Raw genomic sequence first — 26,009 nt, 5'->3', positions numbered from 1 at the left:
TTTTAGCCCCCCTGCACGAACAGCCGACGACGCGCCGACCGCCACATGAGCACGATCGGAACGACGAGGACCGCGAACCAGCCGATTTGGATGAGCAGCGCATGCCAGGTCTCTGCGTCGCTCGTCCTGCCCGTAAACACCGAGCTCGGCAAATACGTGATCGCCTGGAACGGCAGCCAATCCATGAAGGCCCGCCCCCACGCCGGAAAAAAGGCGATCGGCACGACGACGCCGGACAGGAGATCGACGAGCACCCGCTTCATGCGCATGAGCCCCTCGTTGTTCTCGACGAAGAAGGCGAACAGGCCGGTCAAAATATTGAGCTGCGTATTGATCAGAAAGCTGAACCAGATCATGACGAAAAACACGATCCAGCGCATCGGGTCCGTCGGCAGCGTCACATGGAAAAGCAGCGTCGCCAGAATCATGCCCGGCACCATGAACAGCAGCAGGCGAAACACGCCTTCGCCGAAGCCCTGCATCATTTTCACCATTAAATAGTTGATCGGACGCGTCATCTGCACCGCCACGCTGCCGTCGCGGATCTCGTTCGAAATCTCGCGGTCGAGGTTGTTGAAGTAAAACGCGCGCGCCATCCATGACACGGCCACATACGTCGTCATCTGCTCGACCGTGAAGCCGGCCAGCGTGCCGGCGTCGCCGTAGATCGCTTTCCACAGGAAATAATAAGCGCCGATGTTAATGGCGTAAACGATAATGCCGCTATAATAATTAACGCGGTAAGCAAGCATCGTCAAAAAACGGATGCGAATAAATTCGAAGTAAGCGGCGTTCACGGCTTGGTCGCCTCCGCCCGTGCGGTGGGCCGCGAACTGTCGGCGCTCGCGCCCGCTTCAGCCTTGTCGGACGGTCGATCGTCTGCCGGTCTGTCGTCCGACGGTTCTCTGTCTGCCGATGTCCCTGCCGCTGTACCTGCCGATCCGCCGCCTGATGGTCCGCCGCCCGCCAGCGTCTCCTCCGGCGTCTGCGCGCTGCCCGTCCGGTAAATTTCGCGCACGATCTCTTCGGTGTTCGTCTCGATGATCTTGATGTCGCTGATCTCCATCGTGCCGACGACGCGCGACAGCACCTCCGACACGTTGATCTCGAGCGGAATCCATACCGTCGCGGTAAAGGCGTCGCCGACGCTCCATTTGACGTCCATGCCGTCCGTCAGCGCCGCCAGCCTGTCCGCCCGCACAGCGTCGCCGAACGTGAAGACGACCTCGCGGCCTTTGCCCCACCGTGTCTTGAGCTCCTCCAGCCCGCCGTCGTAGATAATGCGTCCATCGTCGAGCATAATAACGCGGGAGCAGAGCGCCTCGATGTCCTGCAGGTCGTGCGTCGTGAGCAGAATCGTCGTGCCGCGCTCGCGATTGATCCGTTTCAGAAACTCGCGGATCTCCGTCTTCACGACGATGTCCAGGCCAATGGTAGGCTCGTCCAAAAACAAAATCGACGGGTTGTGCAGCAGCGCGGCCGCCAGCTCGCAGCGCATGCGCTGCCCGAGGCTGAGCTTGCGAACCGGGCGGTTCAGCAGCTCGCCGAGCGACAGCGTTTCGACGAGCTCGTCGAGCAGCCGCTTGAAGTCGTTTTCGCCGACGCCGTACACCTTGCGCAGCAGCCGAAACGACTCGATGACGCCGATGTCCCACCACAGCTGGCTGCGCTGGCCGAACACGACGCCGATGCCCTGGACGAACTTCTCTCTTTCCTTGTGCGGCACGAAGCCGTTGACCTTGATATGCCCGGAGGTCGGGACGAGGATGCCGGTCAGCATCTTGATCGTCGTCGACTTGCCGGCGCCGTTCTCCCCCGATATAGCCGCAAATCTCGCCCTGCGGGATCTGAAAGCTGATGTCCTTGACCGCGGTCACTTCCGTATATTCGCGTTTGAAGAGGTCTTTCAGCGCGCCGCCGATGCCTTCGCGGTTTTTCTGAACGTTGAACTGCTTGCGCAGATCTCTGACGTCAATGGCTAACATTCCATATTCCTCCGTCATTCGACTTAACTTGATTCGAGTCGTGCGGGAACGATATAATTCAATATGTTATCTTACAGGAGATTGATCTTAACGTAAAACGAAGGGAACATGTGGATGCGCAGCCAGCCGCGAAAAAAGAGAAGGTGGCCCCTCTATACGGGTCTCTCCATATTAGCGATCGTCGTCGCCTTTGCCGTCTGGTACTTCTACAATACGTATCACGCGCTCGAACAGCTCGACAAACCCAAGGAAGACTCCATCTTCAGCAACGTGCCGGAGAAGCCCGAAGAGCAGCCACCGGAGTGGACGGGTACGGAACGCGTCAACGTCCTTCTTATGGGCGGAGACAATCGCGGGCTCGCCGAGGGGGGAAACGCCGCGCTCGGACTCCATGCTCGTCGCATCGTTCGACCCGACGACGAAGAAGGTGCATCTCTTCTCGATCCTGCGCGATACGTACGTGAAGATTCCGGGCCACGGCTCCGACCGTCTCAACGCGGCGCTCTCGATCGGCGGGCCCAACCTGTCGATGAAGACGATCTCCGAGTTGACCGGACTTGATATTCAGTATTATGTGTATGCGGATTTCCAGGGCTTCATCAAGCTGGTGGACGCGATCGGCGGCGTGGACTTCTACGTGGAGAAGGACATGGACTACGAATCGGCCGCGGACAAGCATATGTTCGACATCCATCTTAAAAAAGGGGCAGCAGCACCTCGACGGCGAGCATGCGCTGCAGTACGTGCGGTTCCGGCACGACCGCTTGAGCGACTATACCCGCACGGAGCGCCAGCGCGCCTTCCTCGGCGCGGTCGCCGACAAGCTGCAGTCCGGCTGGAATCTGATCAAGCTGCCGACCATCCTGAACAAGGTCGTGCCCTATATCGAGACCAACATGTCGGTCAACGACATGTGGAAGCTCGCCAGCCTCGGCTACAAGTCGCATCAGGCCGGTTCGGCGCAGCTGCCGCCGATGGACAACCTGGTCGAGCAGAACAAGGGCGGCTCGACGATCGGCATTCGCGACGAGGACAAACTGCGCGAGTACATCCAGGAAGTGCTCGCCTCGGATACGTCCGCGGCGTCGCCTTCGCCGTCGGGCTCCGCATCCGCGTCGGCGAGCGCCACGCCATAAACTTCACCTTCACCTTCGCCAAGATGGGGACCGCCGAATCGGCGGTCTCTTCACGTTCGCTCGCTTCAGACCATTATCCCATTCGCTCAGGAGGCCCCCCCCATATGTCGAATTCTCAAGCAAGCTCGAACCCAAGACCCGAATCCGCGCGCCTATACGAGGAAGCGCAGCGTCATATCGTCGGCGGCGTCAACAGCCCGTCGCGCTCCTTCAAGGCCGTCGGCGGCGGCGCCCCCGTGTTCATGCAGCGCGCCGAAGGCGCCTACTTCTGGGACGTCGACGGCAACCGGTACCTCGACTATCTGGCCGCGTTCGGCCCGATCGTCACCGGTCATGCGCATCCGCACGTCACGGCCGCGATCGTGCGCGCCGCGCAAAACGGCACGCTGTACGGCACGCCGACGGAAGGCGAAGTGACGCTCGCGCGCATGCTGAAAGATACGATCCCCTCGCTCGACAAGGTGCGTTTCGTCAACTCGGGCACCGAAGCCGTCATGACGACCATCCGCGTCGCGCGCGCGGCCACCGGGCGCAACAAGATCGTCAAGTTCGCCGGCTGCTACCACGGCCACTCCGACCTGGTGCTCGTCGCCGCAGGCTCGGGTCCGTCGACGCTGGGCATCCCCGACAGCGCGGGCATCCCGGTCAGCATCGCGAGCGAAGTGATCACGGTGCCGTTCAACGACACCGAAGGGCTGCGGCTCGCACTTGAAGCCTGGGGAGACGACGTGGCCGCCGTCATGATCGAGCCGATCGTCGGCAACTTCGGCATGGTAATGCCGAAGCCCGGCTTTCTCGAGGACGTATGCCGCATGGCCCGCGCGGCCGGCGCGCTCGTGATCTACGACGAGGTTATCACGGCGTTTCGGTTCCACTACGGGACGACGCAGACGTATGCGGCGGCGTTCCCGGATCTTGCCGCGATCGAGCCGGACCTGACGGCGCTCGGCAAAATCATCGGCGGCGGCCTGCCGATCGGCGCCTACGGCGGCCGGGCCGAGATCATGGCGCAGGTCGCGCCGCTCGGCCCCGCCTACCAGGCGGGCACGATGGCGGGCAACCCGGCATCGATCGCGGCGGGCATCGCCTGCCTTGAGGTGCTGCGCGAGCCTGGGGTCTACGCGCGCATGGAGGCGCTCGGCACGCGCCTGGCCGACGGCCTGCGCGAGTCGGCTGAGCGCCATGGCGTGGCGCTGACGGTCAACCGCATCGCAGGCGCGATCTCGACGCACTTCTGCGACCATCCCGTCACGAACTACGACGAGGCGCAGAATACCGACGGCGAACGCTTCGCGGCGTTCTTCCGCGAGATGCTGTCGCGCGGCATCTATCTGGCGCCCTCCAAGTACGAGGCATGGTTCCTGACGACCGCGCACACGGATGCGGACATCGACCGGACGCTCGAAGCGGCGGACGAGAGCTTCAGGGCGATGAGGTAAAGAGACGGGATCGGAGCAGGAAACGCGAACTTGGCGCGGATGATGACGCCGATGCGGAGTGATGCAGGCGTGGGGCGATGGCCGATGCAGAGTGATGCAGGCGTGGGGCGATGGCCGATGCGGAGTGATGCAGACGTGGGGCGATAGCCGATGCAGAGTGATGCAGTCGTGGGGCGATAGCCGATGCAGAGTGATGCAGACGTGGGGCGATGGCCGACTGGCGTCACAGGCGCGGAGCCTCGCCACCTCGCGCGCTTGGCACGGAACCGCACATTTTTTGTGCGGTTCTTGCGCCTGCGGCGCCGGCGTGAGGCGCGAAGCCTCGCCACCTCGCACGCTTTGCACGGAACCGCACATTTTTTGTGCGGTTCTTCCGCCTGCGGCGCCGGCGCGAGGCGCGAAGCCCCGCCACCTCGCGCGCTTGGCACGGAACCGCACATTTTTTGTGCGGTTCTTGCGCCTGCGGCGCCGGCGCGCGGCGCGAAGCCTCGCCACCTCGCGCGCTTGGCACGGAACCGCACATTTTTTGTGCGGTTCTTCCGCCTGCGGCGCCGGCGCGAGGCGCGAAGCCCCGCCACCTCGCGCGCTTGGTACGGAACCGCACATTTTTTGTGCGGTTCTTGCGCCTGCGGCGCCGGCGCGAGGCGCGAAGCCCCGCCACCTCGCGCGCTTGGCACGGAACCGCACATTTTTTGTGCGGTTCTTGCGCCTGCGGCGCCGGCGCGAGGCGCGAAGCCTCGCCACCTCGCACACTTTGCACGGAACCGCACATTTTTTGTGCGGTTCTTGCGCCTGCGGCGCCGGCGCGAGGCGCGAAGCCTCGCCACCTCGCACGCTTGGCGCGATTCCCGCAGGCGCAGCGCCTACCGCTCCCACAATCGCAACTAAAAAAAGACGACCCCCCGGGCCGTCTTTTTTTAGTTGCCTGCTCACTCGGACTTGCCGCGCGCGTCGTAGCGTCCGTCCGCTTCTTGGGCCAGCTTGCGGTACGCGGCCGTCTCTTCGGCGACGGGATCGCGCTCCGTCTGGATGCGGATCTCCCATCGCGGGGACAAGCGGGCGAGCGCCTCCTCGTTCGGATCGCCGGTCGCCGGCTCTCCTTCGGTCAGCTGCCTGACAAGCTCGGCCTCAGCGCCGGAAATAAACGCCGCCTCGTCGTCCACGTATTCGTCGGCCGCCTGCGGCGCGAGCCCTTCCAAACGTTCGGGCAGCTGCTGCGATTGGTCGAATCTTCCGTCCGATCGGTCGTCGCGCATCGTTGTCGCACTCCTTTCTGAAGTAGCATGATCCTTACGCCCTACTCTCATGTACCCCAAGCGGGATCGAATGCTTAAGTGTCGGAACGCTACTGCGGTCGCAATACGTTTAGGCGTCGGCAAGCGCCTTCAAAAATTCGTCGTGAATCAGGCCGTTGCTGGCAGCGATGTCGCGTACGCCGAGCGAGTAGGGGTGGCCGTTCTGGTCGGTGACGATGCCTCCGGACTCCGCGATCATGAGCGCGCCCGCAGCCAAATCCCAGGCGTTCAGGCCGACCTCCCAGAAGCCGGTCAGCCGTCCCGCGGCGACGTATGCCATGTGCAGCGCGGCAGAGCCGGAGCTGCGGATGTTCCGTACCTGCGGCGCGAGCGCCAGCGTCTGCTTGAGATTGCGCGGAAGCGCGGAGAGATGCTCCGCCGGAAAACCGGTCGCCAGCAGGCTTTGCGCGAGCGCCGGCTCGGCCGATACCTGCATCCGTTTGCCGTGCACGTACGCGCCCTTCCCCTTCTCGGCTACGAACAGCTCGTCTCGCGACGGATCGTAGATGACGCCGACGATCACTTCTCCGCGATAGGCGAGCGCGATCGATACGGAGTAAAACGGAAATCCATGCACATAATTCGTCGTACCGTCGACCGGATCGACGATCCACAAATACTCGCTGCCGCCCATCTTGGCGATCGATTGCGCCGAAGCCTCCGGCCCGGGCTCGACGCCTTCCTCGCCCAAAAACGAGTGCGTCGGGTAATGCGTCGCCACCAGATTGCGGATCAGGCGTTCGGAGCCCTTGTCCACTTCGGTGACGAGATCGTGCTTCGAAAATTTAAGATCCGGCGCCGCGAACTGCCCGATCCTGCTCTTGATCCACTCGCCCGCTTTGGAAGCGCAGTTGATCGCGACGGCCGTAAAACTCTTGCCCCCGATCGTATTCGGATTGTCGCTCATGTCCTCATCCCTCATTACACATTATGAATTCGTAGCGTTTGGACCGCTTGTCTACCGTTGATCTCTCTACTTATACGCGACGGCGCCGCCGAGCGTTCCGGCGCTTGGCCCCGCCATTGAAGGAAGGGCCTCCGCTTACATCTCGTTCGCGCCCTTAAAGATGAGATATGCCGCCATAATCAGCAAGGTCACGCGCAACAGCCACATCAGCTGCGGCCCCGACAGCCTCGATGCGATGACCGCGCCGATGCGGCCGCCGATCAGCGCGCCGGGCGCAAGCGCCCAAAATAGCGGCCAATCGATGTTCCCGTTCCACAAATGCACGCCGCTGCCCAATATCGAGGACAGGAAAATGACGAACATCGAGCTTGCGGTGGCGACATGCGGCGGAAACCTGAACAAGATAACCATGATCGGCACGAACAGCGAACCGCCGCCGATTCCGAACAAGCCCGAGCAGAGCCCGACGGCAAAACCGATCGTCAGCGCCAGCGGCAGGTTGTAGCCGTATTCGTGAACGGCGCCCGAGCCGTCCGTGAACGAGCGCTTGATCGGCCAATCGATGCGCAGGGGCTTCACCCGCTCCCGGGCGAGCATCAAACCGAACATGGCGAGCATGAACAGGCCGAATGCCAGCTGGAACGGGCCCTGCGGGATGTAGTCGGTCACCAGCGCGCCGATCATCGCGGCAGGACCGCTTGTGGCGAAGAACAGCCAGCCGCTGCGAAAATCGACCTTGCCCTGCTTGCGGTACGTCCAGGTGGACGTCAACGCCGTGAAGATCAGCACGGCCAGCGAGGTGCCGACCGCCGTCTGCGAAGACACTTCCTCGCCGAGCAGACTCGGTCCCAGCAGCACGAGCGAAGGCACGATAATGATGCCGCCCCCCAGTCCGACGATGCTGCCGAACAGCGCGGCGACGATGCCGATCAATACGAGAATAATCGTTGCCACTGCAATTCTCCCTATTGGTTCTTGTTGGACTGATTCACTTTATTATACCTGTACATGCCGCGGAAGCGAAACAGCGGTTACAGACACGGGTTCAGAACGGTATCGGGTTGTGTCTGTGCTTGTCTGTGCCTGTGCTGGAGCTTGCGCGTGCCCGAACGCCATGTTTTCGGACTCAGGAGACGCTTTTCGAGCGAGATGCGGGAAAACGGGCGGTCTGGCGGATATAGCGGGCGTTATTCGGCTCAAGCCGGCGCATCATGCTTTGATCTCCACGCTGCCCCCGTCCACGATCCGGATGTCGCCGGCCCCGGCCGCGACGGCTGCGCGCAGATCGTCCATCAGCTTGAACAGCGCCTCGTCCTTGCGCTTCGCTTCGATCATCACGTCGACGGCGGGCGTCGAGCCGGCGATCGCGCGCAGGAACGAGAGCAGCGGCTCCAAGGAGACGTGATCGGCATGCCCACGCGGATCGGAGGCGCTTTTGGGCGTGGAGACGTGGATTTTGGGCGGCAGCGGCGCACGCGATGCCGTTCCCTCCGCAGCGCCGTCCAGCCCCCGCCGAAGCCCGTTCCAGCCGTAGTCGCGCCAAGTGCGCTGAATCCGGTCCCAGAGCACCTCAGGCGCGATGCCCTCCGGATTGTTGACCGCATGATGGTGAATGTCGAGCACCATCGGGACGCCCGCCGCCTCGCTGATCGCGAGCGTCTCGGCCGCCGTAAACGTCTTGTCGTCGTTCTCGAGCGTCATCCTGCGGACGATCCTCGGCTCCAGCGCGCCGAATTGCGCCAGAAACCGCCGGCCGGCCGCCCCCCTTGTCGCCGTAGGTGCCGCCGACGTGGACGTTGCAAGTCGACCTCTCGTCCAGCCCCATCAGCTCGAACATCCGCACATGATGGTTCAAGTCCTTGATCGAATTGCGCAGCACCTCCGGGCGCGGCGTGCTGAACACGGTGAAGTGGTCCGGGTGAAATGACACGCGGATGCCCGTCTCGCGAATGTAAGCGCCGAGCGCGGCGAAGTCGTCCGCAAGAATCGCATACGGATCCCAGTCGGCGAGCGCGTCGTGCGTCGCGAGCGGTACGAGCTTGGACGTGAGCCGGTAGAGGTGGATGTCCGAGTATTTGCAGTGGCTGAGCAGACGCTGCGTATGCTGCAGATTCTCCTGCGCGATGCGGGCAAGCCGAAGCAGCGCGCCCTCGCGGTCCGGCAGCTTGCTGAAGTTCGTGTAGGTCATCGTGCGCGACGGGGATGCGTTCTCCAGCAGCACGGACATGGCGACAAAGCCGAACCTGACGAGCACGGAACCGCCTCCTTTTTTACATGAAGTGTACCCCGCGCAGTCCTCGCCCACCCGCAATAGCCATTTATACGAAAAAAAAACGCCTCCCCGCCAAGCATCGCTGCTCGAACGGAGTGACGCGGACCTATGAGGAATGCCGTAACTTTTGACGCGGGCCTCATCCGATCGGGCTGTCGGCCGCCTTCTTCGCATAGACCTGCCGGCCCCGCACATAAGTGGACTGCAGCTCCAGCGCGCTGTCCAGCACGAGAAAATCGGCGTCCATTCCCGCCTCCAGCTTCCCCTTGCGCCCCGATACGCCGATCTGCCGGGCGGGCACCTCCGTCAGCGACGGCAGCACCTCCGCAAGCGGAAGGCCGGTGAACCGAACAACGTTGCGCAGCGCCTGAAGCATCGTAAGGCTGCTGCCCGCGAGACTCGAGCCGTCCTTCAGCCACACCTGCCCGTCCTTCATCGTCGCTTCCCCGTATTCGCCGTCGGGCAGTCCCGCGCAATAGACGGCGTCCGTGATGACGCATACGCCGCGCGCGCCTTTCACGTCGAACAACAGCTTGACCGCGTCCGGATGGACGTGGATGCCGTCGGCGATCAGCTCCGTCGCGAGCTCCGGGCAGATCAGCCCGGCGCCGGCCACGCCCGGCTCCCGGTGGTGGAACGGGCTCATGCCGTTGAAGTGATGCGTCGTCTGCGTCGCCCCCCCGCCGGATCGCCTCGCGCATCTGCGCGAGCGTCGCGTCGGAATGGCCGACGGACACGGTCACGCCCGCCCGGGACAGCCGCTCCGCAGCCTCCATGCCGCCTTCGATCTCGGGCGCGAGCGTGACGAGCCGGATGAGTCCGTCCGCCGCCTTGAGGTAGCGGTCCAGCTCGTCCGGATTCGCCGAACGGATATTCGCCTTGTCCTGCGCTCCGCAGCGGATCGGGTTCAAGAACGGTCCCTCCAGATGGACGCCAAGCAGTTCTGCGCCTTCGAGGCCCCGCCCGGCGGCCCCGACGGCGCAGCGCAGCGCATCGAGAATTCGCCCTTCGGCGGCCGACTCCGTCGTCGCCAGAAAAGAAGTCGTGCCGTGCGACGCATGATACAGACTCATGCCGTTCAAGCCTTCGTAGGTGGCATCCATGGCCTGCCAGCCGCCCCCGCCGTGGACATGCTGGTCGATCAAACCCGGAATCACGACGCCACCGCCCAAATCGAGGAGCCGCACCCCCGCGGTCTCCAGCTCCTCGGCATTCAGCTCCGCGCCGCCGATGCCTTCGATCCGTCCGTCGACACCGATCAGCATGCACCCGCCTTGGATCGCGCGGCCCCCCCGCGTAGATCGTTCCGTTCGTCGCCAGCACGCGCCGGCCGTCGCTATTCGTCATGCCCGCTCCTCCCTCTCCCGGGACCAATTGTCCATCGCAAAGCGTACCGCGCCGACGAGGCCGGCCTTGTCCCTCAGCTTGCCGGACACCACGGCCGGCCGCCACTCCGCTTCGGGGATATGCACGGCCAGCTCGTCGCGGATCGGCTGCAGCAAATAGTCGCCCGCGGCGGCCACGCCTCCCCCCGACGACGATCATCCGAGGATCGACGGCGAAGGCGAGCGCGGCCAGCTTGCGGCCGAGCGCGCGGCCGACGAACCGGAAGATGTCCGCAGCGACGGCGTCGCCCGCTTCGCGAGCAAGGAAGACGTCATACGCTGTAATCGGCTGCCCGACCTCAGCCAGCGTCGTAAGCTTGCCTTCCCGCACGGCCGCCTCGGCGAGCCGCGCGATGCCCGGCCCCGAGGCGATCGTCTCCAGGCAGCCCCGCTTGCCGCAATTGCATGGCGCGTCCAGGCCGTCCACGCGATCGTGCCCGATCTCGCCGGCGAGCAGACGGCTCCCCCCGCACCAGGACGCCGTTCATCATAATGCCCGCCGACAGCCCGGTCCCCACTGTGACGCAGACCAGGTCGGGGCAGCCTTCGCCCGCGCCCGCCATCGCCTCGCCCAGCGTATACAGCCTGACGTCGTTGTCAATATAAACCGGCGCTCCCAGACGCCGGCCCATCGCTTCCGCGAACGGCACGTTTCTCCAGCCCATGTTGGAGGCGTCCAGCGCCATGCCGGTCGCGGTATCGACCCAGCCTGGCACGCCGAACCCTGCGGCGGCGATATCCCGGTACCCGTGCGCCAGCGCGAGCGCGCCGATCTCCAGGCCCAGCCGGTCGATGAATTCGGCCGGTTCGGACGTGGGGCGGCGCGGATCCGCGCGCATCGTCGCCAGCCGCCGCTCGCCCAGCAGCAAGCCGCGCTCGTCGAAGAGGCCGATCACCGTGTTCGTCCCGCCGATATCCGCGCCGATAAACGCCTTTCCCGCCATTCCCGGATCCGCCATGCGCGCCGTCTCCTCCCGCGAAGCCCAATGTAGCTCCATCGTAGAACGAATCGGGCTTCGGGCAAACGGGCCGATCTTAATTTATACTGCGAGACTCTTATCCTTCAATCGGCGAGCCTCCGCTCCGATGTCCCGCCATCCGGCGAAGCCGCCGAGTGATTAAAATCCACCCAGTAAAAAACGCGATCGCCTTATCGCCGCGCCGCCGCGCCTGGAGTAGACTGGACTGGATCATCATGGGGGGATTCCCTACAAGGAGCTGAGGAGAGATGGAGAAAATCGTCATCCAAGTCGGACCAATCGGACCCTCGCCGTCGCCGTCGCCCTCGCTCGCTTCCGCGACCGCGGCCGCCGCGGCCGGCGGGGCAACCCGGGCCATACAATCGGCGATTGATTATGCGGGCAATCTGGGAGGCGGCACGGTCAAGCTCGGAGAAGGCGTGTACGAGCTTGACGGCTCGCTGCTGCTGCGATCCGGCGTACGGCTTGAAGGCCTGCCGGGCCGGACCGTTCTGCAGCAGGGCGAAGAGCGCATATCCGCGCTCGCGTCCGACGCCGACCTGCACGAACGCCAGGTCGCAGTCGAACATCCCGGCCGCTTCGCGATCGGACAGACCGTGACGATTCGCAAAGCCGCCTCCAGCATGGGCTTCGGAGATACGGTCGCCGTCGTCGTTGGCAAGGAAGGACAAGTGCTGCACCTCGACCGGGAGCTCCATGCCACCGTGCTGCTCGATCACGGCGGCATCGCGACGACGCAGGCGCCGGTCGTCGCCGCCTACGATTGCGAGGGGATCGAGCTGTACGGCCTGACCGTCCGGGGCAACGGAAACAACGTCACGCTGGCCGAAGGCTGCCGCAGCGCGGGCATCTACCTGTACGGGGTCGCCGGCGCGCGAATCGAGCGCTGCGCGGTTCGCGCGTACAAGGGAGACGGCATCAGCTACCAGCACTGCTCGGACATCGTCGTCGAGGATTGCGATTCCACCGGCAACGGCGGCAAAGGCATTCATCCCGGCAGCGGCACGTCCCGCACCCGAATCGTGAACAGCCGATTCGACGACAACGCCATGGACGGGATCTTCCTCTGCTGGCGCGTGCAGGATAGTATCGTGGAGGGCTGCACGGCCGCCGGCAACGGGATGAACGGCTTGTCCATCGGCCACAAGGACATCCGCAACGTGATCCGGTTCAACCGCCTGTCGGACAACCGGTATTACGGCATTTTCTTCCGCAACGAAAAAGAACCGATGTCGCCCAGCTACAACCGGGTCGAGGGGAACACGCTGGAGGACAACGGCTCGGACGACATGGGCTACGTGGGCATCCGCATACGGGGATACACGCACGACGTCGAACTCGTATCGAACCGAATCTCCTTCGCCAAAGCGCCGCCCGAGCGAACGATCGGCATCTGCCTGGAGCCGCATACGTCGGGGATCACCCTCGGGGACAACAAGTTCGCGGGATGCGCGCTGCGGACGCACGATCACTGGCTGCCCGACGGCCGGCATGAATAAAAAGAAAAGGCCGTTCCGGCGCTGCTGCCGGAACGGCTTTTCTTTTAGCGAGCTTATTGTCCGATCGACTTCAGGTATTCCTGGTAGATGGCCGTCACTTCCTGGTTCTGCTTGTCGAGCCCCTTGCCCTTGAGCGTTTTCTCAAGCCCCTGCCAGATGCCGTCCAGCTTGGATTCGTCCTTCTCGAGGATGAACTTCGGCAGCGTCTTGCCCCACTCCGCGATCGCTTCCGTGTTGAAGTCTTTGATGTCGTCCGTCCACTTGGCGACCGAGCCGGCGAACTGGTAGTCTTTCTCCTCGCCTTTCACCAGCAGATCCGCGGACGTCTTGGCCCCGTATTTGCCAAGCGTCTCGATCGCGACGGCATTCATGTTCTTGGAGATCCAGCTCTCCGAGAAACTGTACATCGCGAAGTCTCCGTCGGACAGCGTAAAGCCAGCTGCATAGTTGGTGGACAGCGGACGGGCGTAGCCCATTCCGAGATCCTCCCAGAACGTATTCGGCCTGTTCTTGTACTCGTCGATCAGCCAATCCGTTACCGTGCGCTTGCCGTTTTCGACCGTGTAGTATTTGCCTTCGATGCCCCAGCCGACGAGGATTTGATTCTCCAGCTTGAACATGTCGTCGTAGAACTGGATGATGCGCTCCGGATTTTTGGCGTTCTTGGTGATCGACAGCCACATGTCGCCGCCGCGGCTCGCATAGGTGGACGGCTTGACGACGAGCTTGGTCTTGCCTGGCTCGACGATGTCGAAGTTGATATAAGTCCGATCCGCCATGTTGTTCTGCTCGAGGCTGCCGTTGCAGTTGCCGCCGCCGCCGAAAATGACGAGGACGCGACCCTGGCTGCACTTGGTCGTGAACTGCTCCTGCGTCTGAATGAGCGATTCGGGGTCGAACAGGCCTTCTTTGTTGATCTGATTCAGGAATTTGAAGAAGTCCGTGTAGCCCGGCTCGAAAAAGCGCAGTCTGGCGTTTTTCTGATCGTCCACGAAGTACTGGGCCGTCGTCGGCAAGCCGGCATAGGAACGGGCCGCCGTATCGAAAACATTGTACAGCTGGTTGGCCGCGCCGTAGTTGGAGAAGCCGATCGTCTTGCCGCCGCCGATCTCGGGATATTTCTTCATGTAGTCGACGGCGATCTTCTTGACGTCGTCGAGCGTTTTGATCTCCGGATAGCCGGCTTCCTTCAGCACCGCGGATTGAATGGCGATCCAGCCCGCCTGGGTCAGATTATCGACCTTTTGGGTGGGCGGCTGCAGCAAGCCGTATACTTTGCCGTCCGGCTGCTGAAGGAAGGACAGATCGTTATTGTACGCCTTCATGATGTTCGGCGCATGCGCCTTGATCAAGTCCGTCAGATCGAGTACGGCCTTCGCGCCGATGTACGACTGCAGCGTATTGTCATGGATGTTGATGACCTCCGGATAATCGCCCGCGGCCAGCCAGACGTTCATCTTCTCGCGGAAGTCTCCCGTGATGACGTCCCACTTGATCGTGGCGCCGGTGCGCTTTGTAATCTCCTGCGCGACTTCGTTGTTCCAATTGATGTTCGGGTTGTCCGTATTCATCGTGAAGGTGAACGGCTCGCGGGCCGCCTCGCCTCCTGACGCAGACGGGGATGCCGACGCGGACGCCGATGCGCTAGGCGCGGCCGACTGGCTGGGCGAAGCCTCCTGCGAAGCCCCGTTATTGCCGTTGCCATTCGAGCAAGCCGTCGCGAGAATCCCGAACATTAGCAGTACGGACACCAAACCGTGCTTCTTCATTTTCCACATACGCTGGCGACCTCCCAATTTCGTATCGTGCTATTTATTCCAGGCGCCCGCCGACTTAAGAGCCGGCAATAGCGGCGGCCGCCGTGAAATCAATCCTTCATCGAACCCAGCGTCAGGCCTTTGACGAAGTACTTTTGCAGAAACGGATAGACGAGCAGGATCGGGACGGTGACGAGAATGGTGAGCGTGGACTTGATGGTAAGCGGCGAGATGATGCGGGCGTTGCCTTCCTCCCCGCCTTCCGCGGCGGTGTTCTCGACGACCTGGATCATCTTCTGAAGCTCGTATTGGAGGACGGCCAGTTTCTCGTTGCGGCTGTTGTACAAGTAGTTGTCGAACCACGAATTCCATTCCCCTACCGCGACGTACAGCGCGATCGTGGCGAGGACGGGCAGGCTGACCGGCAAGATGATCTGCGTATAGATCCGGAAATCGTTGGCGCCGTCGATGTAGGCGGATTCGACCAGTCCGTCGGGCAGCTGCTCGAAAAACGTCCGCATGACGAATATATAGAAAGCGCTGACCAGCCCGGGAACGATGTAGACCGCGAAGGTGTTCATCAGATGAAGGTTTTTGATCAGCAAGTAGGTCGGGATCAATCCCCCCGCTTACGTACATCGTGACGATGAGCATAAGGATGAAAAAGCGGCGCAGCATGAAGTGTTTGCGGCTGAGGACATAAGCGAGCATGCCGCAGGCGAATACGGATCAGGACGGTCTGGATCACGGTGCGGAGCACGGAGTTGACCGATGCACGCAGGAGGGATTCCTTCTGGAATACGTACGCGTAATTTTCCAGCGTGAACTTGCGCGGCCAGAAGTAAAGTCCGCCCTTCAAAGCGTCGGCGGTCTCGTTAAGCGAGATGACCAACAAGTAGATGAACGGGTAGACCGTAGTAAATGCGGCCAAAGCCAGCAACGCATACAACGCGGCGTCGAACGTTCGCTCTCCTGCACTGCGATGAAGAGGCATGGCGATTCGCTCCAATCGTTAAAAGAGGTTGGCTTGATAGCGTTTGGCAATCGCGTTGACGATAAGCACCAGGGTAATGCTGACGATCGAGTTGAAAATACCGACCGCCGTACCGAACGAGAAGTCGCCCGCGTTAAGGCCCAATCTGAGCGCCAGGATCGAGATGACCTGGGAATAATCCGCATTGATCACGTTGCCGAGCAGGAACTGCGATTCGAATCCGCCGGTCATGAGTCCCCCCGATCGACAGGATGGTGAGCAGGATGACGGTAGGCATGATGGAGGGTACGACGATGTACTTGACTCGCTGCCACCGGCTGGCGCCGTCCACCATCGCGGCATCGTACAGACTCGGATTGATGCCGGCGATCGCGGCCAGATAGATGATCGCGCCCCAGCCGAAGCCCTTCCAGGTGATGATGAGCGTATGAATGACCCAGAACCAGGTCGGCTTGCCGAAGAAGAAGACGCTCTCATCGATCCACCCCAGCTTGATCAGCAGGTCGTTGATGAGGCCGCCGTCCGGCGAGAGGAGCATGACGAAAATGTTGGCGACGACGACCATCGAGACGAAATGGGGCAAGTAGGTCATCGTCTGGACGATGCGGACGAAGTTTTTGCTCCTCAGCTCGCTTAGCACGACAGCAAGGGCGATGGAGCTTAACGTCCCCAAGATCAGCTGCATGAGGTTCATGGCGAAGTTGTTTCGAAGCGCTTGTAAAAATTCATCGTGCGTGAGCAACGTCTTGAAATGCTTGAAACCGACCCAGTCGGCCTTCCACAAGCTTTGTCCGATGCGATAGTCCTTGAACGCCATCAGCCATCCCCAGAGCGGCACGAACTGGAACAGAACCAGGTGGAGCATGATGGGGACGGACATCCACAGCAGCACCTGTTGCTTCCGGATTCTCATCCATAGCGGAGACCTGCGGACCGTAGTTGCCCGGCGCGCGCTCTGGACGGGTTCTGCGTTTGCGGCTGCGTTCGTTTCCATTCCGGTTCACCTCCGTCTTACTTGAGATTCATTATAGCTTTCGCCCATGCGCCCGTAGTATCTCTTAAAGTTGTTGTTTACTGGGAGATTTTTAAACTGTTCGAGAGGTAGGCAAAAAAAATAGGCCGACCGCCGGTTGCGTGACTTAACCGGTCGAACGGCCATGCCGCGTTTTCGTCAGATCGCCTCCCGCTGCCCCGGCTCCGCGTCCAGGATCGGATGCGAGATTTCGATGACCGTCCCGCCCTCTTCTCTGCTCTCGATCCGCAGTCCGTAGCGTTCGCCGAAATAGAGCGCCAGCCGCTCGTGGACGTTGCGGAGGCCCACCCCTTTCCGCCGATGGGGGACGTCCGTCTCGGCGGTCAGCAGCCCGGCGCGCAGCGCCTCGGGTATGCCGGGGCCGTTGTCCACGATCTCGAACTGCAGCCGGTAAGGCTCGAGGATGCCCCGGATCAGGATCTTGACGGCCTCTCCGTCTCCGGCGTGCCGGGTGCCGTGTTTGATCGCATTCTCTACGAGCGGCTGGAGCATGAGCCGCATGCAGGGCAGCGGCAGGATGTCCTCGTCGATCATATAGACGACCCGGATCGACGTATCCTGGCGCGCGGACTGGATGGCGACGTACGCCTTGACGTGCTCGATCTCGCGTTCGACCGTCGTCAGCTCCCGGCCGTCGTTCAAGCTCAGCCGCAGCAGATTGCCGAGCGACCGGACCATCTCGCTGATATCGGACGCTTCCCTGCTTTCCGCCTTCCAGCGTATCGCCTCGAGCGTGTTGTACAGAAAATGAGGATTGATCTGATGCGTAAGCACCTGGAACTCCAGTTCCTTCTTGTCCTTCGCTTCTTTCTCCGCGCTTCTGACCAGTTCGTCGATTTTCCGCACCATGTTGTCGAAGCCCATATAGAGCCAGCCGATCTCGTCCGAACGCCTCAGCTGCGGCCAGCCGATGACCGTCTCCCCGCGTTCCACCTTGCGCATGGCTTTGACCAGCTTCTGAATCGGATTGGTGAAACGAATCGTGAAAAAAGCGATCGTAAAGACGGAGATCGCCAGATAGAACAGCAAAAAGAACAGGCTGATCTGTTCGATGCCCGATACCGGCCGCGTCAGCACCGATACGGGAATGAGGCTGAGCACTTTCCAATCGTTATGGGTGAGCGACGCGTACGTCGCCATATATTGCACGCCTTCGATCGTGAGCCGGCTCGCCGCCTCCGTAGATTGCATGAGGAAGGCGTCCAGCTCGGGCGAGTCGAACCGGGTACCGATCCGTTCCGCTTCCTGGTGGTAGACGATCGTATTGTTCTCGTTCAGCAGCACGACCTGCTGGCGATCCACCATTTTGACCGGCGCCAGGTACTCGCTCAGCGTGCTCGCCTTGACGTCGGCGGCGACGAAGCCGAGCGGCTCGGATTGGTTCAGTCCGTACAATTGCTTGATTTTCGACAGGATCGGCTCCTTGTAGAGCGTCGGATTGTCCTTCGGCAGGAAAAGCTGCCAATAGGGAGACTTCATCTCCTTGGCCAGACGGAACCAGGCCTGACTCTCGATGTCGGCATCATCGTATATCGTGTGCGTAAAAGTCGGGTAGCGGGACGGCTCGATCGGGAAGATCCGGATCGTATACGCATGCGTGTTTCTGTTCAGCAAGCCGGTATACTGCATGAGCCTGGACGCGATCCCGAGCTCCTCCAGCTCGTCGGCCGGCCGGATGCTGAGCAGGTCCTGCATGTCTCTGGAATACATGATCTCGTTCTGGGCGGTATCCACCAGATCGAGGTAATTGTCCAGAACCCTCGCATTCTTGTCCATCATCTCCATGGACACGATCGAGCTCACGTCTTGAATGGCCTTGATGGATTTGGAATAGGCAAAATACCCGATGAACAAAAAAGGGAAGCACGACGATCAAAAAAAACAGCAGAATCACCTGGCGGCGAATCGAAAAACGTCCCATCGGAGCGCGGACCGGCCTACTCATGCCGGCTGCTCCGGCTGTTGCGGTATTCCTGCGGCGTGCAGCCGTACGCTCGCTTGAACAGCTTGGCGAAGTGGACGGGATCCTGATAACCGACCATGTAGCTGATCTGGTAGACCTTGTACCTGAGATCGCCCAGCCGCTCGGCCGCGTTTTGGAGCCGGACGTCGGTCAGATACTCCAGGAAGTTCTTGTCGGTCTCTTTCTTGAACAGCTTGCTGAGCCACACCGGCGTCACGTGCACGCGCTCGGCGACCATTTGCAGCGTCAGGTTTTCCTGGTAAAGCTCGTGGATGATGCGCTGGGCTTCGTCCACGATCTGGCTTCGAGATCCGGACTGCGCCTTGATGCTTTCCGCCGCCTCCGCCAGCTTTTCCGTCGCCTGCTCCCGAAGCGAATCCAGCGTATCGAAGCGTTCCAGATGCTCCCAGAGCGCGATCGGATGCTTTTCCCAGGACGATTCCTTCCAGCCCGCCGTTTTTTGCGCGGTCCGGAAGACGTCAAGCAGCCATTCGAACGTGCGCTGCTGCAAATCCTTCGGGTGCTTGACCTCCCAGGTCTTCACCAGCTTGGGGAACCCCGCCATCGCCTCCCGAAGCTCCTTGTCGGAACCGTACTTAAGGATCTCCACCAGTTCCCTGGGATTCGCCAGCTGGTCCTCCGGCCGATCGCCCGACTCGTCTTCGGACGCTTCCTCCGCTCCGCTTCCCCCGGAGCCTCCGGCTCGCAAGCGACTGCCTCGCGCTGCGATACAGATCGGACAACTGGTGCAGGCCGCCATCGCCGCAAGCCTCGCCCATGTCCAGCCGAATATCGAACGCGTGACCGATCCGCTCGCGAGCCTCCTCGAGAAAGTCGGCGCCAGTCTCGTCCGCGGATGCTTCCGGCTGCTGGAGAACCGCGACCCAGTCGTCCTGCTCGGACCTGAACAGCACGCTGCGTCCCGGGTGAAGCGCGGCGATCGTCTGCGCGAGGACGCTGCCCGCTTCCGCGAGCAGCGCCTCCTTGTCGAGCGCGGACGGCCCGAGCGTTAGCGCTCTCAGGCTGTCGATCCCGATCACCGCGAGGCGCAGCCGCGCGTCGAGCAACCATGCGAGATCGAGCTGCGCAAGCTTGCGCTCGTTGCGCGCCGCAGGATCCTCCCGGTAGGGACGCCTGATCAGCTGGCGCAGCAGCTCTTCCCTGATCTTGGGGACGGCCGACTCGTACCCCTGACGGATGAGGCTGCGGCTCAGCTCGCTTTCGTTTTTTTCGCGCTGCCGCTCGAGCGCCGCCGTCACCGCCTTGAAAAGGTCGTTCTTGTCGAGCGGCTTGAGCAGGTAATCCGATACGCCGAGTTTGAAGGCTTCCTTGGCATAATGAAAATCGTCGAAACCGCTTACGACGATCAGGCTGCCCTCGTAGCGCCGCTCCACCAGCGCTTCGATCAGCTTCAGACCGCTCATGCGGGGCATGCGGATATCCGTGACGATCAGCTCCGGCCGGCGCCGCGCAGCCACTTCCAGCGCCGTGTCGCCGTCGTCGGCGTCCAGCACCTCGTCGACGCCCCATTCGGACCAGGGGATCTGCTTGACAAGACCGTTGCGAATTTCCCTTTCGTCGTCGACTATCAAGATCCGGGCCATCGCTTCGCCTCCTCGGAGTTTCACTGTTCTATCGCATGTCGATGGATGGAATGAGGCTTTGTTCTTCATTTTGCGTAAGGTGTCCCCGGCTCCGCTATGGGCCAAACTAGACGAATGCAGGCCATTTTTATCCGCTGCGGAGCCTCGGCGCGATCCTCTGCAAAGAACGTGACAAAATGGCCGGCGTTAGTGCCCTTTGGTAGTGCCCTTTGGCGCTTATCGGCACCCTTCCGAGTGTTGCAGGTGCGGCGTTAGTGCCCTTTGGCGCTTATCGGCACCCTTCTGAGCGTTGCAGGTGCGGCGTTAGTGCCTTTTGGCGCTTATCGGCACCCTTCCGAGCGTTGCAGGTGCGGCGTTAGTGCCCTTTGGCGCTTATCGGCACCCTTCCGAGCGTTGCAGGTGCGGCGTTAGTGCCTTTTGGCGCTTATCGGCACCCTTCCGAGCGTTGCAGGTGCGGCGTTAGTGCCCTTTGGCGCTTATCGGCACCCTTTCGAGCGTTGCAGGTGCGGCGTTAGTGCCTTTTGGCGCTTATCGGCACCCTTCCGAGTGTTGCAGGTGCGGCGTTAGTGCCCTTTGGCGCTTATCGGCACCCTTCTGAGCGTTGCAGGTGCGGCGTTAGTGCCTTTTGGCGCTTATCGGCACCCTTCCGAGCGTTGCAGGTGCGGCGTTAGTGCCCTTTGGCGCTTATCGGTATATAGTTGCACGGTTTTTCCGTGTTACTCCGCTTCCGGGTCGGCGATTCTACGGGAGCTGCACGGTTTTTCCGTGCTACTCCGCCGCCGTGCGCCCCGGCGTCGAATCCGGCCTGCCGGCGCGGATTCTAGGTACATTTATTCGCTCCCCAACGTCAGCTTACCTGCCGGAAACGGCAAAAAGCATCGGCAGCAACGAGATCCGGCGCAATAGCCGGGGGCGCTGCATGCACGATGCTTTGGAGTTCAAGAATGTCCAATAAGGTCGTCAGATAAACATCGGCGGCACGTCCTCGGTCAGCTCGAGCACCCCGACGATCTCCTCGTCCGAGTTGCGGACCGGGTAATACAACGTCTGCCCGCGCTCGCGGTTCAGGCGGGTGGGCTGACCTCCGAATGCCCGCTCGATCTCTTCCCACAGCTTCTGGATGTGGACGCCTTCCGAAGGCAGCGCGCTCCCTGCAACCATCACTTCGCATAGCGCGGGATTTTCCGGCCGTCGGATCCAGAGGGATGCGTACGGACTGCGGCTTGGGTCGATCCGCTCCGTCAGCAGGAGTATGCGCTTCAAGGCGTTGTAGTTGTCTTCGACGAAATCGATCTCGTCGGTAAGCGCGAATTCGCTGTCCGAGTCCGCCACCAGCAACGGATATTCCTTGCGCTCAGGCGGCATGATGTCTTCGAGAAGGTCGCCCGGGAGGAACAGGACGCCCAGGCGGGCCATCTCCATTAAGTCGTACTTGTTCGTCTTCATTAGCGGCTTCGGCCTCCTTTAGCCCACAATCTCCCACAGCGTCTGCCTCAGATCGTTGAACGACTCCGGCGCCCGGCCGCGATGAAGCGACGCCCTTGGCGCCTCGCTGAACATTTTGTTTTCCCACTCGTAGGGCGGCTTGTCGAGAAAGTCCGGTTTGCCGGGCCACCAGCCGCCCGGCGCGAGACCGAACGCCTCGGCGATCGCCTCGCCCATCCGCGCTCTCCCGTCCGCCGGCTGCGCCCCGATCCACTGCTCCATGCAGTCGGCGACCTGCATCGCCCCGCGCAGCACCTTGAGCCGGATCGACGGGATCGGTCCCTGAAGGCCGAACAGCCGATCTCCGGGATAGAACATCGCGGTGCTGCCCTCCGAATCCGGCGTCTCGTACCACCGCTCCCCCCCACTTGGTGCTTTCCCAATACGTGAATCCGTCCACTCCTCTCGCCACGGCGGCAAGCGGGGAGAACACGGTGGCGAGCAGCGACGTGGAGATTCGCTCTGCGCTTCCGTATGTCCAGATCTCGCAGCCGGCCGCGCGGAGCACGTCGACGCTCTCCGGGAACCAGGAGAACATCTGTTGATTGACGACCCACAGCTTGATCATGTTCGCGTATTTTTCGAAATGCAGCCCGTAGCTCCAGCTGGCATCGGTGCGGAAAATGAACCGGGCGCCGTCTTCCTTCTCGAGCACATCCTTTGACAGCTCATAAAAGATATCGTTGATTTTCTCGTCCCAGACGAACCGCGTCTCGTCGCCGTCGTACGGGAACAGCTTGTAGCGCTTCTTGTGGTTAAGGAACAGCTCGAACTTGGTGCCCAGCCACCCCTTCTCGGTGAAGTGCCTATGGAATTCTTCCATGATTCCCGCGAATTCGGTACGGTAGCCCTTCATCCCGAACTTGGCGTAGTCGGCCGGCCAGTGGAAGTTGAACGGCAAATACATGTACGGGATCGGGATCGCGCCCCGCTTGGTATCCGCGAACGCGGAGCCGTCCAGATAGGGACCGAAGTGCTCGTCGAACGCCGACCAATCCTTGACGCGCATCTCCTTGCCTTTGCCCGCAAGTTCCGGAGCGAAGGTTGGAGGCATCTTGCCGGAATGCTGGTATGGCAAATAGTGCAGCAGGCAGCGATGCTCGTGCGCCATCCGGTAAAATTGCCGCTCCGCCTTAAAATACGTGCCGTCCTCGTACCGGGTCGGATTGTCCCGGAGTACGTCCGTCCGGCGAGAGATATTGTCGGCGTAGCTGTTGAGGTCGAGGATCATGCGAGACTCGTCCGGTACGGCCGTGCGCAGCACGCGGAGACGAACCTCGTGCGTCTCCGTCTCGCCGTTCGCCGTCACGCGCAGCGCCCCCCCGGTATCGGCCCGCCTGAGCGGCGGACGGCACGAACAAGTCTACCCATACGGCCGCGTACGCCTGATTCTCGACCCCGTTGCGCGCGACGACCTGGGACAGACTGCGCGGCCCGTCTCCCTCCTGGTCCAACGGGACCAGCGCGTCGGGATAATAGCGGCCTTTGATGCGGTGATACCACTGGGCATACCATTCAAATTCGCCGGCGCCGATCTCGCCCTGTTCGCCCTTCAGCGCCTCCGCTTCAATACGGAGGCCTTGCGCGCCCGCATCGCCCAGCTTCACGACGATCTGGAAGGATACGTAGGCATTGCGGGGCGTCGTCAGCTCTCCGAACGGCGCGCCCGGCTCGGGGAGCGACCGCGTGCGCGACTCTTCTTCGAGCGCCGCTCCGGTCTGCGGACAGATGCGGATCAAATCGTGGATCAAGTAGCTGCTGCTCATGGCCGGTCTCCTTATGTCCGATTTTTAGGGGCGTTAAGCGCCCCGACGCTGATATCTCCGGGTGCGAAGGCCGCTCCCTTGCGGTTCGTCGCCAGCACCGTCCTGCGCTCGCCGGGCAGCAGGTTGAAGTAATTGTCCGAGAACATCGTGTGGTCGATCGGACACTCCAGCTTGACGAACCTGGCGAACGTATCCGTCTCGATCGCGACGAGCATCCCTTCGGGCCGCTCTTCGTACGAGACCTGCAGCCGGCAGGGACTGAACCGCAGTTCCTTCTGCTCTGCGAAAAAGAAATGATTGTCGTAGACGTCGTCCCGCGCGCTGCGCGCGAACATGAAGTGCGACCGCTTGTTGATGACGCCGAGGCGCCATTCTACTTCCTCCGGCGAAAATGCGACGATCCGCGCCGAGGAATTCGGCGCGACGCGGATCTCGAACGTCTGCTCATAGACCGGATGACCGAAGCAATTGCGCGCGCCGACCGTGATCGCGTCTTCATATTCTTCGTAGCTGTCGTTCGTCATCCATACGGAGATCCGGCCTTCGTCCTCCTTAAAGGACAGCAGCAGCGGATGGAAGAACCGGCGAGCGTAATAATAGGAAGCCTTGGGGAACAAATAATAGTCGATCATGCTCCAACTGATGCCCGGCCAGCAGTCGTTGAGCTGCCAGATCAGCGACCCGCTGTTCTCCGGCTTGCGTCTGCGGAAATGCTCGACGCCGAACTTCAGCCCCTCCGCCTGGCACAGCATCGAGAAGTCGATATATTCGTCCAGGTCCCGCGGCAGTCCGGTATAGCCCGCCATCGTGATGGCCGCCTTTTCCGGCTCGAAGTCCTTGTTGCGGTAATCCAGCTCGAAGCTGCCGTAATACAGCTCGCCCTCGGGAATCGTGCGCCGCAGCGTCTCCTTCACCGTGCTGCCGTGAATGCCGAACTCGCTGCTGAACTTGGAGGTATCGTCCGCATATCTCTTGTAGGAGATGCCGTAGGGCGATACGTCCATCTTGAAGCCCTCGCCGTAATGACGCGGGTAGACGTCTCCGGCCCACACGGCCCAGTTGTGTGTATCCCCTTCGTCGAAGCCGTTTGGATCGTTGCCGCCCCACGGCGAGCTCGGCCAATACAGCCGCGTCGGGTCGAGCTTCTCCAGCAGTTCGGGCATCAGCTCGTGGTAAATCTTCGCGCCATAGAAGCGGGTGTCGCTGCGGTAGCGCATTTTTTCGCTGTGTATCGCCTGGCTCTCGTTGTTGCCCGCCCAGATCGCGATGCACGGATAGCTGCGCAGCGCCTTCACGTTGGCGACGATCTCCTGGCGCACGCTTGCCATGTACGCCTCGTCATAGTCCGGCACTTCGCTGCACGAGAACATGAAGTCCTGCCATACCAGCAACCCTTGCCGGGAGCAGGCACGGTAGAAGGCCGCCTTTTCATAGACGCCGCCGCCCCATACGCGCAGCATGTTCATATTGGCTTCCCGGGAGAGCGCGATAAGATCTTCGTAGCGTTCGTCCGGGATGGCGCCGATGAAGTTGTGGGCCGGAATCCAGTTCGCGCCTTTGGCGTAGATTGGCTTGCCGTTCAGGACGAACGTGAAGCGGGGACTTTCGCTCTCCGAGCGCAGACTGACCTCGATCGTCCGGATGCCGACCTCCTCGGACAACGCGTCGACGAGCTCGCCGTCCGCCAATAGATTGACGGTCAACTCGTAGAGGAAGGGCTCCCCCGTGATCGAACGTCCACCAGAGCGACGGCCGCTCCACCGTGAACCGGAGACCGATCGCGCCGTCCATGACCTCCGTCTCGTGCCGGATCTCTCGGCCGCGCCCGCGCAGGACCACCTCGGCCGTCAGCCGCGCGCTCGCGTCGCGGTGCCGGACTTCTGCCCCCACTTCGACTTCCGCGCTGTCCGGACCGATCGACAGCGTCTTGAAGTTCAGGTGCTCGAGCCGCGCCGCAGGGACGACCTTCAAGCGCGCTTCCTTCCAGATGCCCGCGGTCACGACGCGGGGGCTCCAATCCCACGAGAAATTGCATGCGCACTTGCGCAGCCAGATCCGCTCGTAATTCACCTTGGACCAGAAGCGGGAGATGTCCTGCCGCGCCGCGTATTCGACGACCGGATCGAAGCGGACGACGAGCACGTTGTCCCGCTCCTTCAGCTTGCCGGCGAGCTCGGCCGCGACGGGCACGAACATGTTGTCGGATACGGCGACCGTCTCCCCGTTCAGGAATACCTCCGCCAGCGTATCGAGTCCGTCGAACTCCAGCAGCAGGCCAGCCGTTTCCGCGGCGTACGGACGGTCGAATACCGTACGGTACACCCACGTTTTCCGCTCGATCCACAGGCAGGCCTGGTCGTTGGTCGAATAGTACGGGTCCTCGATTCGCCCGTGCGCCAGAAGCGTGGAGTGCACGTCCCCCCGGCACCGCCGCGGCCAGCCACTCCGCGTCGTCGAAGCCGGCTCGATGCACGGCATCCGGAATCGTCTCCCTGCCGTCGAAGCCTTG

18 protein-coding genes and 8 pseudogenes are annotated in these 26,009 nt (G+C 62.0%); 4 read left to right on the top strand and 22 right to left on the bottom strand.

Annotation, left to right across the window (positions count from 1 at the left end):
• Nucleotides 1-2 precede the first annotated feature (2 nt).
• The 3 genes and pseudogenes from OMP40_RS12850 to OMP40_RS12840 form a co-directional block, all read right to left on the bottom strand.
• A complete protein-coding gene (locus OMP40_RS12850) occupies nt 3-752 on the bottom strand; it encodes an ABC transporter permease (RefSeq protein ID WP_420871968.1) in 750 nt (249 codons plus the stop codon).
• Between the two features lie 41 nt (nt 753-793).
• A pseudogene (locus tag OMP40_RS12845) lies at nt 794-1,985 on the bottom strand (ABC transporter ATP-binding protein).
• Between the two features lie 171 nt (nt 1,986-2,156).
• The gene (locus tag OMP40_RS12840; protein ID WP_277531805.1) at nt 2,157-2,378 is read right to left on the bottom strand and encodes a hypothetical protein; all 222 of its coding nucleotides are present in this window, start codon (nt 2,376-2,378) and stop codon (nt 2,157-2,159) included.
• On the opposite strand from OMP40_RS12840, the pseudogene OMP40_RS12835 reads away from it, so the two are divergent.
• From OMP40_RS12835 to OMP40_RS12825, 3 genes and pseudogenes are all read left to right on the top strand, one after another.
• Nucleotides 2,377-2,634 (top strand): annotated as a pseudogene (locus OMP40_RS12835) (LCP family protein); the annotation flags it as partial. The gene OMP40_RS12840 and the pseudogene OMP40_RS12835 sit on opposite strands and share 2 nt — an antisense overlap.
• Nucleotides 2,635-2,728: 94 nt before the next feature.
• Nucleotides 2,729-3,121: an LCP family protein gene (locus OMP40_RS12830; protein WP_277533154.1), complete on the top strand. Its 393-nt coding sequence runs from the start codon at nt 2,729-2,731 to the stop codon at nt 3,119-3,121.
• 104 nt (nt 3,122-3,225) lie between these two features.
• Complete coding sequence (locus OMP40_RS12825) at nt 3,226-4,560, top strand: glutamate-1-semialdehyde 2,1-aminomutase (protein ID WP_277533152.1); 1,335 nt, start codon at nt 3,226-3,228, stop codon at nt 4,558-4,560.
• 929 nt (nt 4,561-5,489) lie between these two features.
• On the opposite strand, the gene OMP40_RS41620 is transcribed toward OMP40_RS12825, so the two are convergent.
• The 9 genes and pseudogenes from OMP40_RS41620 to OMP40_RS12790 form a co-directional block, all read right to left on the bottom strand.
• Nucleotides 5,490-5,816 (bottom strand): hypothetical protein, encoded by a 327-nt coding sequence (locus OMP40_RS41620; RefSeq protein ID WP_420871924.1) that lies wholly within the window; start codon nt 5,814-5,816, stop codon nt 5,490-5,492.
• A 109-nt stretch (nt 5,817-5,925) separates the two neighbouring features.
• Nucleotides 5,926-6,762 (bottom strand): inositol monophosphatase family protein, encoded by an 837-nt coding sequence (locus tag OMP40_RS12815; protein ID WP_277531803.1) that lies wholly within the window; start codon nt 6,760-6,762, stop codon nt 5,926-5,928.
• Nucleotides 6,763-6,897: 135 nt separating this feature from the next.
• Nucleotides 6,898-7,716, bottom strand: coding sequence for a sulfite exporter TauE/SafE family protein (locus OMP40_RS12810; protein ID WP_277531801.1), 819 nt, complete (start codon nt 7,714-7,716; stop codon nt 6,898-6,900).
• A gap of 255 nt (nt 7,717-7,971) precedes the next feature.
• A pseudogene (gene uvsE / locus OMP40_RS12805) lies at nt 7,972-9,016 on the bottom strand (UV DNA damage repair endonuclease UvsE).
• Between the two features lie 157 nt (nt 9,017-9,173).
• Nucleotides 9,174-9,758 carry an amidohydrolase family protein gene (locus OMP40_RS12800; protein WP_338131162.1) on the bottom strand — a complete coding sequence of 195 codons (585 nt, stop codon included), beginning with the start codon at nt 9,756-9,758 and terminating at the stop codon, nt 9,174-9,176.
• Nucleotides 9,727-10,299: pseudogene (locus OMP40_RS41615) on the bottom strand (amidohydrolase family protein); the annotation flags it as partial. The pseudogene OMP40_RS41615 and the gene OMP40_RS12800, both read right to left, overlap by 32 nt.
• Nucleotides 10,300-10,377: 78 nt before the next feature.
• The gene (locus tag OMP40_RS12795; protein WP_277531797.1) at nt 10,378-10,557 is read right to left on the bottom strand and encodes a hypothetical protein; all 180 of its coding nucleotides are present in this window, start codon (nt 10,555-10,557) and stop codon (nt 10,378-10,380) included.
• A gap of 61 nt (nt 10,558-10,618) precedes the next feature.
• Nucleotides 10,619-10,846: pseudogene (locus tag OMP40_RS41610) on the bottom strand (ROK family protein); the annotation flags it as partial.
• A gap of 52 nt (nt 10,847-10,898) precedes the next feature.
• A pseudogene (locus tag OMP40_RS12790) lies at nt 10,899-11,363 on the bottom strand (ROK family protein); the annotation flags it as partial.
• Nucleotides 11,364-11,647: 284 nt separating this feature from the next.
• On the opposite strand from OMP40_RS12790, the gene OMP40_RS12785 reads away from it, so the two are divergent.
• Complete coding sequence (locus tag OMP40_RS12785; RefSeq protein ID WP_277531795.1) at nt 11,648-12,898, top strand: right-handed parallel beta-helix repeat-containing protein; 1,251 nt, start codon at nt 11,648-11,650, stop codon at nt 12,896-12,898.
• A gap of 53 nt (nt 12,899-12,951) precedes the next feature.
• Here OMP40_RS12785 and OMP40_RS12780 read toward each other — a convergent pair whose 3' ends face one another.
• The 10 genes and pseudogenes from OMP40_RS12780 to OMP40_RS41595 all read right to left on the bottom strand — a co-directional run.
• On the bottom strand, nt 12,952-14,676 hold the full coding sequence (locus OMP40_RS12780) for a type 2 periplasmic-binding domain-containing protein (protein ID WP_277531794.1): 1,725 nt from the start codon (nt 14,674-14,676) through the stop codon (nt 12,952-12,954).
• A gap of 89 nt (nt 14,677-14,765) precedes the next feature.
• Nucleotides 14,766-15,649: pseudogene (locus OMP40_RS41605) on the bottom strand (carbohydrate ABC transporter permease).
• A gap of 133 nt (nt 15,650-15,782) precedes the next feature.
• On the bottom strand, nt 15,783-16,562 hold the full coding sequence (locus OMP40_RS12770; RefSeq protein ID WP_277531792.1) for an ABC transporter permease subunit: 780 nt from the start codon (nt 16,560-16,562) through the stop codon (nt 15,783-15,785).
• A 258-nt stretch (nt 16,563-16,820) separates the two neighbouring features.
• Nucleotides 16,821-18,485 (bottom strand): cache domain-containing sensor histidine kinase, encoded by a 1,665-nt coding sequence (locus tag OMP40_RS12765; protein WP_277531791.1) that lies wholly within the window; start codon nt 18,483-18,485, stop codon nt 16,821-16,823.
• A 134-nt stretch (nt 18,486-18,619) separates the two neighbouring features.
• Complete coding sequence (locus OMP40_RS12760) at nt 18,620-19,255, bottom strand: helix-turn-helix transcriptional regulator (protein WP_277531789.1); 636 nt, start codon at nt 19,253-19,255, stop codon at nt 18,620-18,622.
• Nucleotides 19,242-20,249 (bottom strand): response regulator, encoded by a 1,008-nt coding sequence (locus OMP40_RS12755; protein WP_277531787.1) that lies wholly within the window; start codon nt 20,247-20,249, stop codon nt 19,242-19,244. The genes OMP40_RS12760 and OMP40_RS12755 overlap by 14 nt, the downstream gene beginning before the upstream one ends.
• Nucleotides 20,250-21,209: 960 nt before the next feature.
• Nucleotides 21,210-21,695, bottom strand: a complete 486-nt coding sequence (locus tag OMP40_RS12750; protein ID WP_277531784.1) for a hypothetical protein — start codon at nt 21,693-21,695, stop codon at nt 21,210-21,212.
• A complete protein-coding gene (locus tag OMP40_RS12745) occupies nt 21,604-23,043 on the bottom strand; it encodes a hypothetical protein (protein ID WP_277531783.1) in 1,440 nt (479 codons plus the stop codon). The genes OMP40_RS12750 and OMP40_RS12745 overlap by 92 nt, the downstream gene beginning before the upstream one ends.
• A 468-nt stretch (nt 23,044-23,511) precedes the next feature.
• Nucleotides 23,512-25,203: a beta-mannosidase gene (locus OMP40_RS41600; RefSeq protein ID WP_420871923.1), complete on the bottom strand. Its 1,692-nt coding sequence runs from the start codon at nt 25,201-25,203 to the stop codon at nt 23,512-23,514.
• Between the two features lie 289 nt (nt 25,204-25,492).
• Nucleotides 25,493-25,978 (bottom strand): annotated as a pseudogene (locus tag OMP40_RS41595) (glycosyl hydrolase 2 galactose-binding domain-containing protein); the annotation flags it as partial.
• Between the last annotated feature and the right edge of the window lie 31 nt (nt 25,979-26,009).

Origin of the sequence: Cohnella rhizosphaerae (genome assembly GCF_029525575.1) — a bacterium.
Classification (GTDB): domain Bacteria; phylum Bacillota; class Bacilli; order Paenibacillales; family Paenibacillaceae; genus Cohnella; species Cohnella rhizosphaerae.
This window is presented reverse-complemented; position numbering and strand designations above follow the sequence as displayed.